This window comes from Saccharibacillus endophyticus (assembly GCF_013185185.1).
GTDB lineage: Bacteria > Bacillota > Bacilli > Paenibacillales > Paenibacillaceae > Saccharibacillus > Saccharibacillus endophyticus.
Window position 1 is genome coordinate 401,655 of the sequence record NZ_JAAZWE010000004.1, and the last position, 15,412, is coordinate 417,066.

7 protein-coding genes are annotated in these 15,412 nt (G+C 57.8%); all 7 read right to left on the reverse strand.

What is annotated here, in order from left to right:
• Positions 1-307: 307 nt before the first annotated feature.
• The 7 genes from HRQ63_RS16450 to HRQ63_RS16480 all read right to left on the reverse strand — a co-directional run bounded on the left by HRQ63_RS16450 (position 308) and on the right by HRQ63_RS16480 (position 15,074).
• Complete coding sequence (locus tag HRQ63_RS16450; RefSeq protein WP_172245706.1) at positions 308-3,535, reverse strand: GAP1-N2 domain-containing protein; 3,228 nt, start codon at positions 3,533-3,535, stop codon at positions 308-310.
• A gap of 3 nt (positions 3,536-3,538) precedes the next feature.
• Positions 3,539-4,795 carry a TRAFAC clade GTPase domain-containing protein gene (locus tag HRQ63_RS16455; protein WP_172245708.1) on the reverse strand — a complete coding sequence of 419 codons (1,257 nt, stop codon included), beginning with the start codon at positions 4,793-4,795 and terminating at the stop codon, positions 3,539-3,541.
• A 103-nt stretch (positions 4,796-4,898) separates the two neighbouring features.
• Positions 4,899-5,573 (reverse strand): beta-mannanase, encoded by a 675-nt coding sequence (locus tag HRQ63_RS16460; protein WP_172245710.1) that lies wholly within the window; start codon positions 5,571-5,573, stop codon positions 4,899-4,901.
• Positions 5,574-5,823: 250 nt separating this feature from the next.
• Positions 5,824-7,185 carry a dihydrolipoyl dehydrogenase family protein gene (locus tag HRQ63_RS16465; RefSeq protein WP_172245712.1) on the reverse strand — a complete coding sequence of 454 codons (1,362 nt, stop codon included), beginning with the start codon at positions 7,183-7,185 and terminating at the stop codon, positions 5,824-5,826.
• Positions 7,186-7,343: 158 nt separating this feature from the next.
• The gene (locus HRQ63_RS16470; protein ID WP_172245714.1) at positions 7,344-8,636 is read right to left on the reverse strand and encodes a vWA domain-containing protein; all 1,293 of its coding nucleotides are present in this window, start codon (positions 8,634-8,636) and stop codon (positions 7,344-7,346) included.
• Positions 8,637-9,106: 470 nt separating this feature from the next.
• Positions 9,107-11,683, reverse strand: a complete 2,577-nt coding sequence (locus HRQ63_RS16475; RefSeq protein ID WP_172245716.1) for a transcription initiation factor TFIID — start codon at positions 11,681-11,683, stop codon at positions 9,107-9,109.
• Between the two features lies 1 nt (position 11,684).
• Entirely contained in the window at positions 11,685-15,074 is a 3,390-nt protein-coding gene (locus tag HRQ63_RS16480; RefSeq protein ID WP_172245718.1) for a tubulin-like doman-containing protein, read from the reverse strand.
• Positions 15,075-15,412: the final 338 nt, after the last annotated feature.

The following is a 15,412-nucleotide window of genomic DNA, read 5'->3' on the forward strand; positions in this document are numbered from 1 at the left end:
TAGTTCCTAGATCCCGATTGAATTTCAAATTTGAAACTAAGGTCCGAGATTCAAATTTTTCATTCAACCAAACAGAAGGTAAATAAACATCTTTATACAGGACAAAACAGATTATTGTATTTTAATTTTCTTTTAAACCATATAATTACCATTTCATTTCGTAAACAAAGTGACCAAAAGTCCTGCTATTTGTTTAGTTAAGAAACCAAGTCAGCTATTTTTAGAAAAAGAATGAACTAAATTTTTACAACAAAAAAGTCCCTATGTCCACAGCTTCGCGCTGTTTTCATAGAGACTTTCTTATGGACTATTGAGCTGCCGGTTCCTCGCGAATCTCATAGCTCTGGTCGTCCAGCGTTACCTGTTCGACCGAAGAATCCAACGGCGTCACGATGCGGTAAACCGCTTTGTACACGTACTCGGCGGGATCGGCCGACTGATAGTCAGCCTCGGCTTGATCCGTCTCCGCTGCCGGAGCGTCGGTATCCGTGCCTGCGCCTTCCGTCTCTTCGGTCGTCGTCGAATCCGAAGAAGCCGGGTCGTCGACCGTACTGCCGCCTTCGGTTCCGTTACCCGTTCCGGTCGCTGCCGGGTCGGTCGCTTCGTTCGGCGCGCTCGGATCGGTCACGCCGTTGCCGTCGGTCCCCGTGTCCGAATCGCCGTTCGGATCGGCTGCAGCATTCAAGTCGGCGCCCGATGCGCCGTCGGTTCCGGCGGCTGCGTTATCTTCCGGAGCGGACGCGTCGTTGCCGTCGACATCGCTGCCGGCCGGCGTATCGCCGCTTCCGTTATCCGAGGATAGGTCCGCAGAATCGTCGGTACTGGTTGCGCCTTCGATTGGTTCGGGATCGGCACCCAGCTCCCAAGTCGGACTGTCGTAACTGTTCCGCGTGCCGTCGGTCAATTCAAGCGTCAGCGTATGGGCCGTATTGATAAAAGCATCCCGCTCTTCCGCCGTGCGAAAACCGAATTCCACGGTCTTGCCGTCCGAAGGAGCAAACACCAGAAACGCGGGTCCTTCGCTCTCGCCCGGCAATGTCTCCCCGATCGTTCCCGGCGGTTCCGCATCGGCCTCGCCGGACGGATCGGTCGCGGGATCGGCCGTCTGGGCGGTCTGTTCCTGCCCGCCGAGCACGCCCGTTCCGTACAGAATGCCGACGGTCGCGCCGCCGACGATCAGGAGAGCAAGCACGCCCATCAGCAGCAGCGCCAAGCCTCGGTTTTTGCGCATCCAGCGTACCAGCGGCGAAGCCTGCTGGGACTGTACTTTGCGATATACCGCCGCAAGCGGCGCAGGCGCGCCGTCGAAATAATCGCGCCGGTTGTTTTTGTCCCGGAACGCTTCTTTGTCGTGAGCCGCGAAGTAATGCAAAATAGCGGCTTCATAAGCGGGATCGAGCTTACGCCCCTGCACGTAAGGCTCCTGCGAAGCCGACCACGCGAAGAAACGGTATACCGATTCGCGGCCGCCTGATTTCGCGGAGTTGATGCGAACCGCATCCACGAGGCGGCGGTAATCGACGTCTTCCCCGCCTCCGCTCAAGCTGCGGGAGAAAGCGGGCATCAGGCGGCTGTAGCGCCCAGCCGCGATTTCGGCAGGGAGCAGGCGACGGCCGAGCTTTTGCACCTCGTCCATTTCGCGGATCGCCAGGTCTTCGAGCAGGCTCGCGTCGGGACGCTCCAGCGTGAACCACAGATAAGCGGCGCGCAGCGCGGCGTATCGTTCGGTTCCGCGGGGACCGCGGACTTTCTTTTTGCGGTCGGCTTCGCTTTCTCCTTCGAACAGGAAGCCGAGCCCGGTCACTTGTTCCAGCGTTACTTTTTCCCATTCCCATTCGTCCAGCAAATACTGAACGGCTTCGTCGGCCAGCGCCACGCACAGCGGATGCTTCATCAGCTCTTCGCCGGTTCCGTCCATCAGGCCCGCCGTCGGATTGCCGTCGCCGCGCAGCGTCTCCACCACGCCGCGAACCGCCGATACCGGTTCGCCGGAACGGCGCAGCTTGCTGCCGAGCACCCGAAGCGACGCGTCGCAGAAATGCTCGTTGTTCAGCAGCCCCGGATGATCGTCGGACCATTTTTGCACGATCCGCACCACTTCCGCCGCAGTGTTCGCCGATTCCATTTTCCGGTCCAGGTACGGCTCGAACAGCATCGCTCCCGATTGGCGGTTGGCGATGAGCGTCGAAAAGAACATGTCGGCTAATTCCGGATCGCTTTCGATCACTTGGTAGTAGGCCATGCCGCCGTCTTTGCGCTTCTGGCGGGTGACCATCGGCATCAGCGTGAGCAGATAACGCATCACCAGCGCTCCCGCGCCTTTGCCGCCGACCCGAAAATACGCCACGATATCGCGCAGCAGCTCCGGTTCGGGAATGCGTCCGGCCATGACCTCCTGAAGCTCCCAATCGAAACGCCCGCCGAGCAGGTCCAGCATCCGCGCTTTGAGACGCGAATCGCCCGGACGTCCCGCCCAATCCAGCAGCGATCTCAAGATGCCTCGGCGATCTCTTTCGTATACGGTCTCGTCGCCTTCCTCGATTCGGAACAATCGCGACAGCTCCAGGTAACGCTCCGGGTTCAGCTCGTCCGGCGTGCCGCCCAGCGCTTCGTCGGCGAACGCGTAAAAGCGCTCCAACCGCTGGGGATCGCGCAGCTCGGTAAGCAAAAAGTCCGCCAACTCCTGCAAACTTCCGCCTTCGGCCGCATTGACGATGCGCCCGCGCGAGAAGTCGAACAGAAAATCTTTTTCGATGTTCCGGTCGCCCGGACGCATCGAGCCTTGCTCCACGAACGTCAGGTGAACGCCTTTGCGGCTCTGCGGTTCGCGGGAATACGTCACGAATCCGAGTCGGCGGCGGAATTGCGGCGGCAGCGCCGCATACAGCACTTCGAGCAGCCGCAGCGCCCGGTCGTTCAGCTCTTCGACCGGCGCGTCGAGCGTCACGTACACTTTGCGGCGCCCGTTGATCGATTCCATCACGGCGAGCAGCAGCCGTTTGAACGAAGCTCCGTCCAGCCCCAGCTCTTCGAGCTTGTCCGGTCCGGTCTTCGGCTGCGGCAGCCGCGTTCGCATCGGAAGCTCGTCCAGCTCGGGCAGCACCGTATCGCGCGGCGCTTCATCGGTCGGTTCGTTGTTTTCCGAGACGTAATCCGCATACAGGAAGTTCATGTATTCGTGCGCCAACGCATCCGCTTTTTCGACCGGAATCACATAGTTATGGGTAAAAAAGGTGCTGCGCAGTCCCGCGAAATCCACCGACTTGTACAGACTGCGTCCCAGCACGACATCGCCGTTCTCAAGCTGTACCAGATGCACGGCATCCGGGTACGCAGACTCTTCCTTCACGCCCGATGCGGTCAGTTCGGCCGGCGCATCGTAGGTGCAGAGCGGATGCAGCGTCTTTTTCACGAACGAATCGTCCAGTCCTTGCGAGCGCGAGATCGTATCGTACCCTTCGGTATCCCGGAAAATGCCGCTCCGCGCTCTCGTATACATTTGCTGTCCGATTTTTTTGGAGGAGAAAGGACTCACGTGTTATTCTCTCCCCTCGATATAGTTAAGTTTATGCAGCAGCCAGATAAACGGTTCGTCGACCCGGATCGGACTGACGACGCCCTGGATTTTCTGGTCGACCGGATTGCTGCCGAGCGCCGATACCGCGAAATAGCCGGTCTCGTTGAAGTAGACGTCCATCGTGCCTTTAAACGGACGGTCGACTTTTTCGATAAAGCGCCGAACTTCCCCGTCGATATTGGAGAATTCGGTCAGGTCGAAGTAATCGTGGTGCTCCATATTGTTGAAAACGTTGCTGTTCGGGCGAATATAATCCCCGTCCTCGTCGGCCAAAGCGCGCAGCATATCGCTTTTGGTCAGCACAACGGCCGTCGGGATATCCGTTTTGCCTTTTTCCTGATGCGAAATGAAGTCGCTGAACATGGTCAATACCACGTCGCGCGGTTCGTCGTAGCGGTTGGTCCATTCGCCCGGCTTGTCGCCCAGCATGATGCGGATCCGCTCGCGGATCGAACGGATCTGAAGCGGATCGACCATGAACAGGATGCCTGCGGAGTTGCGGATATGGCGGCCGTGCAGATTCAGATACTCTTCGTCCACCATGCCCTCGCCCGCCACGTCGAAAAATACGAGCGTGAGCGGCGGCTTTTTCTCGTCTTTGAACACGAATTGGAAAATGAACGGTTCCTGCATCCGTTCCTTCTGCGTAGAAGCCAGCAGGTCGCCGCGCTCGAACAACGGTTCTTCGTAGTTCATGCGGAATTTGCGGCTGATCTCCGCGTTCAGCGGCATGCAGGCCGCGTCGAACCGGTCCGCCGTCGTCTGCTGAAGCGTATGGATCAGCGACGTCATGTAGACGGACTTGCCGACCTGCGACGCGCCCACGATCGAGATGATGTTGCTCGGCACCTTGCCTGCCGTCACCGGCAGCTCGTTATGGCAGTGCGGGCACAGGCGTCTGCGCGTGGTCTCGCCGTAGCGGTCCGTCAGCGCGGTCAGCACGTTATCCGTGTATGTACGATGTTCCGGCAAAATATCCTGCGGCTGCAGGATCGCTTCCATATCGTAAACCGTGTCGAGTCCGAAGCGCTCCCGGTACCGGTTCAACGGCGCATCCTCGCGCAAAGCAAAATCCTCGTCGTCCTCGCGGTGGTGCGAAGCGCGGAACACGACTTCCTCCGGCGAAAATTTGCTGAAGCAATACGGACAGACGATATCGTAAAACAACGGTCTGGGTTCTTCTTGAGGCTTTCTTTTGAATAGGTTGAAAAAGCTCATTCCCCTTTTCCTCCTTCTAGATCGCAAGCAGGCTTTAACCCCCATGGGCAAAAAGCTTGCTTCCGAGTGGCGCAGCCACATTCTTTTATCTGTTCGTCACTCATCACTCGGGCAGCAGCTCGTACAGCCGCCCGTACTTTTTCCCGTCCGTAAAAAACACCCGCACGTAATCGTTCTTCCCGACCTCGATTTCCGGCAAGCCGGTACGCCCTGCCGGAAACGGCGCGGCGAACGGGTACATCGTCCCGTCCTGCGGTCCGGTCGGGTGAGAGCCGCTTTTTTTCACGTAGCAAAGCACGTCTTCCGCCAGCGGCACTTCGCAGGAAATCTCGATCTTGACCGTCTTGAATGCGCGGAACAAAGGCTTCTTTTCCCGAATCGCATACCGGATCTTGGCCCGCCCGGCAGGCGTCTCCACGATGTTCGAGCCGTCCGGCTGGCGGATCAGCACCGGATCGCCGGAGCCCGGCATGGCCGCATACACCATATAAACGTAACGCCCGATCCCGTTCAAACGGTCCCGATAACCGCCCGCCGTCTTGTACTCTTCCCGCGTATAGAGCTTCAGGCCGGACGCATCGAACCCTCCGTCCGGTCCGAAGGTCACGGATTCCGCGTCCGATGTCAGATCGTGCTCGGCATCCAGCGCGCGGCGCCCGATGTACACCGAGTCGGTGCCGGCCGGCCACTGCCACTGAAGCGTGCAGACGTCGCCGTTTACCCGGCGAGTCAGCTCGCGGATGACCGGCGAATCCGGTCCCGCTTCGATAAACCGCATCGCGGATGTCCCCTTTCGTCCAATCGTTCGTCAAGCTTCATAACTTCCTTCATTATAACACAGCCGTCTCCTGCATTCCCCCGTCCGAAGCCCAGTCATATGGATAAAACAAGGAGACGAAAAAAATATACGGCAAAAAGGCAGCCGACGTTTCTTCCTTGCATCGGCTGCCTCCCGAACTTTTTTTAAGCTGATAGTTTTCAACATAGTAGCTTGATCAAGTTACATGTAAGATTCCGCTAGGCCGCCGTTACTCCGCCTGTCCCTGACGCAGCAATCCCGCGATCGTCGATTCGAACGAAGGGAACGCGTACACCAGGCGATCCGCCTGCTCGGCGGTCAACTTCAGCGTGATGACCGGCGTCAGCGCGTTGATCACGTCCAACGCTTCGCGGCTGTAAGCCGAAGCGCCGACCAGCAGGCCTTCGCCGTCGAATACCAGCGTCATGTGCGCATCCGTGTCTCCCCGGCCTACGAAATCCCACTGTTTGCCGAGTTCGACCGGTTTCACCTTATAACCTTCCGACTGCTTCGCTTCTTCCGGCGATATGCCGATCTGCGCGATGCGCGGCAGCGTGAAGGCGATCGTGGCGATCGGCGGATAATCGATCGGCGCGTCGGTCATGCCTGACAGAAGAGCGCCCAAATATTTCGCTTCGAACACGGAAGTCGGCGTCAGACGCGGCTGCTTTTTATCCAAAACGTCGCCGCTCGCGTAAATATGCGGCTGGGACGTGCGCAGATACTCGTCGACGACGATGCCTTTTTCCGTATACTCGACGCCCGCCGCTTCCAGGCCGATGCCGTCCGTATTGGGAATGCGGCCGGTAGCGTTGATGACCAGATCGGTCTTCAGCGACAGCCCTTTTTCCGTGAACAGCACGAACTCTTCGCCCTGCTGCTCCAAACGAACGGCTTTATCTTCGAAATGGAACACGACGCCGTCGCCTTTCATTTTTTCGATCAACGCTTCGGCATAAGGCTGATGGAATCCCGAGAGGACATGATCCGAATTTTGCACGACTTCGACCTCAGAACCGGCTTTGGAAGCGATCGACGCGATCTCCATCGCCACGTAACCTGCCCCGATCAGCACGATCCGCTTCGGCAGCTCCGGCAGGTACAGGAAGTCGTCGCTCGTTTTCAGCAGCTCGCTGCCCGGGATCTCCGGCAGCATCGGGCGCTGTCCGGCCGCAACGACGAACTTTTCCGCCGTATAGCGTTCGCCGTTCACGACGACCGTGCGCGCGTCTTCGAATTTCGCTTCGCCGTGCACGATCGCGACGCCCGCGTCGCTCAGCATTTTGCCCAAGAAATCCGGCAGCGGATCGAGAATGGAATTTTTGTGCTCCATCAGCTTCGACCAATCGAGCGAGAATGAGCTCTCCATTCCTTTCCCGCCGTACAACTGCGCGTCTTCGATCGTTTTGATCGGACTGTCCAAAATGATTTTCGGGTTGCAGCCGTAGCTGGTGCAGACGCCCGCGATCTTGTGGCGCTCGACGATGGCGACTTTTTTTCCGGCTTTGGTCAAAGGCAGGGCAGCGTTCCAGGCGGCCTGGCCGCTTCCGATAAACAGGACGTCAAAAGCATGTTCGGTAGATGATGTCATGGAATTCTTCCTCTCGGCTTGGATTTAGATAGTATGCTATTTAATCACTCGCAATATCTTTACCCTTCCCATTAAACGGTTAACCGGAGCGAGGCGGAAGTCCATGAATCCGACATCTCCTTAGAGGACAACGAAGCTATTTAATCGAAAATATCTTTTTAAAAACCGCTGCTGCGATCTCCCGGACGATTGCCGAGGCCCGCGGAAGGGTTGGTCGCAGCGACGCCTTTGCCTCTGCGTCCGCGTTCTTTCCGCTGCTGTTCGCGAATCGGAATGATCAACGTGAACAGCGCGATGATGGTCGCCAGCGCCAGATCCGCGAGCAATCGGACCGTCGAATCGCCGAGCGCGTCGCCCTGCAAACCGAACTCCAGAATCAAGCCGGCCGCAAGCCCCGCTACCGCGCCGCCGATCCCGAAGCTTTTGGCCAGGAAGCGGTTATCGAACATGACCCCGAGCGCGATGCCTAGAGCGGCTCCGATCAGGAGAATGAGCGCGATATGCAAAATTTGAAGGTAAGTACTTGCTGCCGGTGCTCCCGTGCGTTCGGTAAGCAGCGTATGGTCGTCCAAGTTGCGGTAAATGTCCTGGAAGGCCAGGGAAATTTGGTCGGCGTTGGCTACGTCGGTGTACGTTCCCCCCGTACGTTCCGCTACGTTTTGCAGCAGTTGGAATCCGTCTTCCGCTTCGATGACGAGACCTTTTCCGAGGCCGATCGCATTGATCGGCACTCGTTCGCTTTGGTACGAAGACAACACGTTATCCAAATTCACGTCGGTAATCCCGTCGGATAACAAAATGACCATGGCCCCGCTGTCGGAGTCGCCTTGATCGCGGATATGCTCCATCGTTCCCGTCAGCGCCTGATCGATGTCGGTCGAAAACTCCGTCGTTCGAATCGCGTCGATCTTGGCGTAAATCTGCTGCTTTTCGTTGTCGCTCGTTATCCGGGTGAGCGGCTGAACCAGCTGGGGGACATCGTCGAACGTAAATACGGCAACCCGCTTATCCGCATCCATTCGGCCGATCAGTTCTTTGGCTGCGGTAAAACGTTCATTCTGCGGATCGGTATCCGTCATGCTGCCCGAATTGTCGATGACCAACACGATATCGTTGATCTTCTTCACGCCGCCCAGATCCAACTCGTACACGAACTCGAACAACGCGCCCAACGCCAGAAAAGCCGCCAGCGTGACCGGAACGAGCATTTTCCACGAAAAGCCCGAATACCGCTCTTTCCAAGACCGTCCGTTAAGCTTCGGCGAAATCGTCTCCGCCGCCAGGCAGCCTAGCCCGATGCACAAAGCCAGCACGCCGAAGTAAATGCCGACCAGCAAAATGCCGGACATCTCTCCCTCATAGCGGTTCAGCAGCCATTCCCCGATGCCGAAACCGACCGCGCCGCCGACCAAAGCCAGCAGCAGAAGGAGCAGATTGATTTTTCGCTGCATCCTTGCTCACTCCCCTTTCTCTCTTTAAACCCCTTCGTCACAACCACTCTGCCAAGCCAACCCCCGCTCGCTAATTTCCTTGTTCCCTATTCCAAAATAACTGCATAAATCCCGTTATTTCCGCGCCGAACCTTCTTTTCATTCGCAATACATGCATATCTCCAGTTATTTCGCAAATTCGGATGCTTACAGCCTTCCATCGCCTCAAATAACTGGATTTATGCAGGTAATCTGCTCTCGACTTGGCTCGGATCCGAAATAACTGGATATGTACAGTTATTTTTTGAAACGAAACATGGTAGCACCGACAGCTCTCCGACGAGAGGAACATCTGTCGGCGGTACATGTCCAATCTATCGAAACTATTGAAGGCGTACGCAAACTTGGGCGACGTGCATCTTTTGTTGCCATCGGAGTTTACGCACACGACTTGGCAAAAACCACCGAAAATCTTTCAAATCGAAATGGCGTCAAATCTCCGGCAAACTGCCCGCGTCGATCGCGTGGAACAAATATCCCGCTTTCACATAAGCGTCGTAATACACGCGCCCGTTACGGTAGTACATCAGGTCTTCGATATGGAAGCCGCCCATCAGGTTCAGCTTCTCCACGCCGTCGCTGCGGCGTTCATGAACGTAGCCGACGCGGTAGATCCGCGACGTCTCTTCCTCGTTCAGCGCGTAGCGCATGAACTCGCCGTTGCCGTCGCCGAAGAAATACTTTTCTTCGTGGCGGTGTTCCTGCGTGTAGTCGAACAGCCGCAGCGTGATCGACGCGCGTTCTTCCAGCTTGCGGTACAGAATACGGAACAGGTCTTCCTTCGTCATTGTCTCGCGGTTCTCGTATTCCACGGCGACGTTCGCGCGGCGCAGCAGTTCCTGCTCGTACGTCTGCGCGAGCGGCTCCGCGCCCAGAATTTCGCGTACGCATAATTCTTGCAGCCGCTGAAGCAGGCGCCGCTCCCCGGCGTGCATCGCCGAAAGTCCGGCTTCGCTGATGCCGGACAGGATTCCCCGTCCGTAGCTCGGCGCCGGCAAGCCGGATGCTCCCGGCGCTCCGCCTGATCCCGAACCGCTCCCGGCCGAACCGCCCCCGGTTCCGTAAGCGTCCTCCGGACGCTCCGACACCAGCGCGGCCAGATCGCCGAGCCTGCGCTCTTCGAAATAGTAATCCCGTCCGCGACGGTCTTCGGCGTCGCGCATGACCGCATCGACGACGCGTTCATAGTACGGCATCAGATTCTGCCCGATATAATCGTCCGCGCTCCGCGCGCTGTATTCCGCGGCGCGGCGCAGCCGCTCTTCGAGCTGCTCCACGCGACGAATGGTCGCTTTGTACTGACTATGCAGCTCAACCAGCGCATCCTCGTACCGCCGATACATCTCGATCTCCATATCCAGCCGCAAAATACGCAGTTTCAAGCCGTATACCTGCTCGAAAAAGTACCGCACGAAGTTGCGCACGTTCTGACTGTCGCGCAGCAGCGCCTTTTTGAACGGCTGGTCTTCGACGATCCCGCCGTACAGCGCATCCAGCTCTTCCCGCGCTCCGTCCCGCTCCAGCATCGCTTCGCGCATCCGCTCAAGCAGCGCCGACGGCGCCGCTTGAGCGGATTCCGACGGATCGCTCCAGGCCGCGATCCGGTACAGCCCGTGCCGCGCGTCTTCCGCCGCGGCCCGCGAAGCGTACTCGCGCAGCCCGCGGCCGATATCGGCTTCGCCCAGATACCGCTGCGCTTCGCCTTCGAAATTGCCGCGGAAAAAGCTTTCCGCGGCTTTCCCGAACAGCGTCTCCTCGGCTTCCGCCAACGACATCCGCCGAATCGACGAATACGAAACGGACGAACTCATGATGCCGTTCATGTCCTCCAACTTGCCTTCGTCCGGCGCCAGGCGCTCGGCCCGGCCGCGCATATGCACGCGGTCGAGTTCAAGCTTCGCCAACTGCTCGGCGGCAGGCGTGTCCGGAATGTCCCGCATGCGGCGGTTCAACCCGCGCGCGAACTGGTACAGCACCGCCAGCGCGATCGAACGGTCCGGCCGCGTAACCCGCGCGAATCCGCCCGAAGCCAACCCCCGGCGGCCGGATTCGCCGGACAATCCGCTTTTGAACGCCGAATTGTTGTACTGTCCGGCGCCCGTTTTGAGTCCTTCCAGCGGCTGCTCGTCCGCAGTTCCGGCGATCGAAGCGGCCGTGCCCGCGTCACGGCGGCGGTTTTTGAGCAGATGCGCGTGGCAGATAATCTCGTACGCGCCGCGCAGGCCGCCCGGCGCGGCGATGCCCCGTTCGTTTTTGTCGGACAGGATGTACACCAGGTCGAACAGCGGCGAAGGCGCGTGGTTCACGTCGATCTTCAGCCGATTCTCCGTCACCTGCAAAGGCGCGGAAAACGCGTATTCCGGCCGCTGCATCAGATCCAGCTCCCGCAGGAACGAGACGCCGACCGAGCTCGAATAGCCGAACGAATCCGACTGCTCCTGATCGCTGACGAGCACGTACAGATCGGTCTGCACCGATTTGAACGATTGGCCGAACACAGCGCCCGCCAGCAGCGAAATCTCCGGCGTCAGCACGTTCATGACGTCGTCGGCATGCACGACCACCGACAAATGCAATCGATCGAATGACGCGAACAACCGGCCGCTTTCCGACAGCATCCGGCTGGATCTGCGCAGGTCGCGGTTCAGTTCGTACAGATGATCGGCTTGCGAATGGACGAACGCGCGGTGCGTATCGCGCCGCAGCGTATTTTCCTCCGTGCTCCGCGACCCGAACGCATCCCAGCGAAAACGCACGGCCTGAGGGTGGCGGTCCAAAGCATCCTCCGACAGCCCGTTCGTGGCAACATGGAAATACGCGATCCCTGCCGCATTGTCGTATTTGCGCGCGTTCAGTTCCGTCAGCGATACGGCCGCTTCGGCCGCGCGGTCCCCGATGAACAGGAAAGCGGCCGGATAATGCAGGCCGCTTCTCCCTTCCGCGAAGCCGGGCAGCTCTTCTTCCCTTGCCGCATACGCGGCGGCGAATTGCTCCAGCAGCTCGTTCATATTATTTCAACCTTTTGCGCAGCTCGTTCAGCTTGGCCGCCGTTTCTTGATAGAACCGGTACGCTTCTTCGCCGTTGACCAGCTCCATCCGCTCGTACTCCAGCTGTTGACGCGCTTCGAGGAACGTCGTGTACAGCTCGTCCAGCTTGCCGACCAGCAGCGACACGTCTTCCGACGCCGTCAGCTCGTTCGAGCGGCGGGAAGCTTTGCGCAGCAGCATTTGACGCTCACGGTCTCCCAGGGTGCGGAACACTTTATAAATCTCGAAGTGCGGATAGCTGCGGCTCTTCATCAGATTGACGAACGGCTCCCAGCTTTCTTCGTCCTCTTCGCGATCGTACACGTACAGCGCACCTTTTTTGACGATCGTCTCGGTGTAGAGCGCTTCGATGTATTGGTCCAGCAGCTGCTCTTCGCCGGCATGCTGCGACAGCAGCGACTCCAGCTCGGCGATCTTCGCCTGAATCTGCTCGTACTTCGCCAACTCCGCGCGCACGCGGCGGATTTGCTCCGGCGAACGGATCAGGTTTTCTTTCGCCAATTCTTCGTTAATGCTGCCGAAAATGTCCTTCGTCGACTCGCGGTCGATGCCTTCGGCCAGCAGACGCTTCAGCTCGGCATACGCGCGCTTCACTTCGCCCAGGTTCGGCTTGGCGCTTTGCAGCTGCATATCGAAACCGGACAGTGCCGCGAACAGGTCGAAGGCTTTCGTCGTCACGACGGAATAGCGGCTGCTCGTCGTTTGGTCCGCGTCTTTTTCGATGATGACGCCGAAGCCCCGCGCCCGGTCGAACTCGTTTCTGATACGCGCGTTGTAATCTTTGACCCGGCCGTTATCGTACACGTCGCCCCACGACTGCTGCGGAATCGGCGACGGCAGATACGTCCAGTTGTCGCGTTCCGATTGCACCAGATGGCGTCCGACGCCTTCTTTGCCGAGAATGGTACGTTCGTAGTTTTCTTCATACACTTTGAGCGGCGTATAAACGAACAGCGGCACCCCGTTGCGCGTGTTGAGCCAGAAAATCCGGTTTTTGACCTGGCTTTCTTTGACCGTGAAGTTCGATTTGCCGATCGCGTTCTCCTGATAGTTGCGGATACCTTTGAGGATGCCCGGCGCTTGAACAGGAACGGATACGAAGCCCCACGAAGGGAAATGCAGATTGCCCGAGCTGTTGCTCAAATGGAACACCGGAATCGCTTCTTCGTCCAGCTTGCCCGCGATATTGCGCTCGACGAACTTCTCGATCGACTCGTCTTCGCCGAACTTCATGCGCAGGAAATCTTCCATCGACTGCGTGATCAGATCGCCGAATTTGCTGGTCAGGAAGTCCGAGATCGAACCGACGATATCCACTTCCTGCTCTTTGATCCAGCGGTCGGAGTGGTCGATCAGTTCCTGCGAGAAATCGCGGATCAGGTCGTCGACGTCGCGTTTTTCCATGATGCTGCCCACGACTTTGGAAATGTCCGGCACGCTGACCACGTTCCAGTAGTACGTTTTGTTGCCTTTGTGGTCCACCTGCTCGTCGCCGCGCGTCAAGATCTCGCCATTGCGTTCGAAAATGGAGCTGAGCGCGTTCAGAATCTCGGTAAACACGCCGTAAATGCGGTTGTTCTCCCGGTTCAGCAGCTCGTAGAAGTCTTCGTAGAACTCGATCATCTGCTCCGTGCGTTCGATATCCGCCCGCAGCCAGTATTCGTTCATTTTGGCTTCGATATAAGCGTTTTTCTTTTTGTCGCGGGAGATCAGGGCGCTTTTCGCGTCGCCCAGGCGTTCGTTCGCCTGCTCTTCCGCCGCTTCGATATCGCGCGGAATCCGCAGCAGCGACTCGCGCAGGTTCTCGATGTACGCCTGCAGCATTTTGAGCAGGGAGAAGCCTTTTTCCGTATAAATGAGGCGCGATACGTAGAACGGACCTTGCTCGGGACTCAGGAACGCGCGGCGGATCTGTTCGGAAAAACGCTCCAGCATTTCGCCCGGCAGCTGCTTTTTCATCTTGATGTATTCTTCGCGCGCCCGCGTCAGGAACGTCTGCTCCAGCTCCGCGTCCATGCTCACGTTCTGCATTTTGATCACGTTGGCGTAGTTGAGACGCTCGCTGTTCTGGTAGCCCGGAATCGGTTCCGGCACCCGCGACTCGAACGTTTTGAGCATGGAATCCGGGTCGAGCATCAGCTTCTGTGCGAAGCGCTCGATCTCTTCCTGGTTCGGCGCGTGCTGGAACATCTTCTCCATCTTCTGGAACAGGCGGTACGCGAGGTAAGTCGTCATTTCCTCGATCGGAAGCACCGCCGAAGACGCGCCGATGATGTTGTAATCGTAGTTCGCCGGATACGCCTTGGTCATCTGCGCGATATTCGTGCGGATATTGCTGATATAGTCGTGGATCGCGAACTCTTCGCCGGATGCTTTTTCTTCGCTCGCCATGAAGTTCGTGATATTTTCCGCCGTGACGTTCATGCAGTAATCGTACGCGTTCTCCAGCAGCTTGCCTTCGGTGTTGGTCGCGGAAATCAGATGGCACAGGTTAAAAGGCGGCAGCGGCGAGTTGACGGTCAGGATGCTGCCGTACTGCTGCTTGAACCGCTCATTGCGCGCGTCGACGTTCATCCAGTAATCCAATTCTTTGAGCGCGGCGTAGCCGTTTTTGCGGACGTATTCGCGCGTATGTTCGCTGAGGCTTTTGTTCGACAAATTGACGTCCGGCGTGAACAGGTAGCCCAGCATATTGAGACGGTCGACGCCGGCCGAGCCGTGATCGCGCTCGACCAGACCGCGGATGATGTACGAGATATCCAGGAACGAGCCGCTGCCCGTGCCGCCCGACAGGCCGGTCAGGAGGAACACGGTCAGTTTTTTGTTGGTGCCGACCGACAGTGTTTTGATCTTTTTGTCGATCGCCTGCACCACTTGGTTGATCTTGGTGAACAAAAGCAGGCGTCCCGCCTGGCGCACGCCGGCCGCGCCGTTCATGCCGTCGGTGATGCTCAGTTCCGGCGACAGCCATTCGGTGATGTACGGTTCCAGGATGCTGCGGTTTTGCAGCAGTCCGCCGATCTCGGCGTTGGCGAGCAGCACGAATTCGTTGATCGGATCGAGCCCGATGCCTTTGTAGCGCTTGCCGCGATCCTGCTCGTTCGTCTCGAACGCGAGGAATTCGACGTTGGACGGTTTCTCCATTTTCTTTTTCGAAACGGGATCTTCCGGCAGTTTGAAGCGGCGGTTGATCTGGTATTTGAGGCGCAGCAGCGCGTCGATGCCCGTGCCGCCCAGACCGATGATCAGCATCGGGTTGTCGATGGTATCGACGCGGATTTTCTCGCTGACGATCCCGCCTCCGAGCGAGACGTCAAGCTGCTGGATATGTTCTCTTACGATCGGTTTCATGAAAAGCTCCTTTCGGGATGCGGCTTTCGTGCTTTCGTGCAGCGAAGGAAAGCCGGTTGCGTATATGAAGGTGATGTCGGTTCCACATTGCATTTTAGACAAGGTAACTCCGACCATTGGCATTTTAAGTCGTCTACGTTGCATTTTAGGCAATCGCGGCGAAGAGCAACACCGTCTCAAGACGGGGATGTTGACGAAAAAGCAACTTTTTAGGCAGAAAATCAGATTTTCACAGCAAAAGTGTGCGAAAGGTCAACATTTTCCGCCTTTTGTACGCTGAAAGACGATTTTCCGGCGAATTTGTTGACGTTTGGTCAGCATTTGCGGGAAAAAGAGGC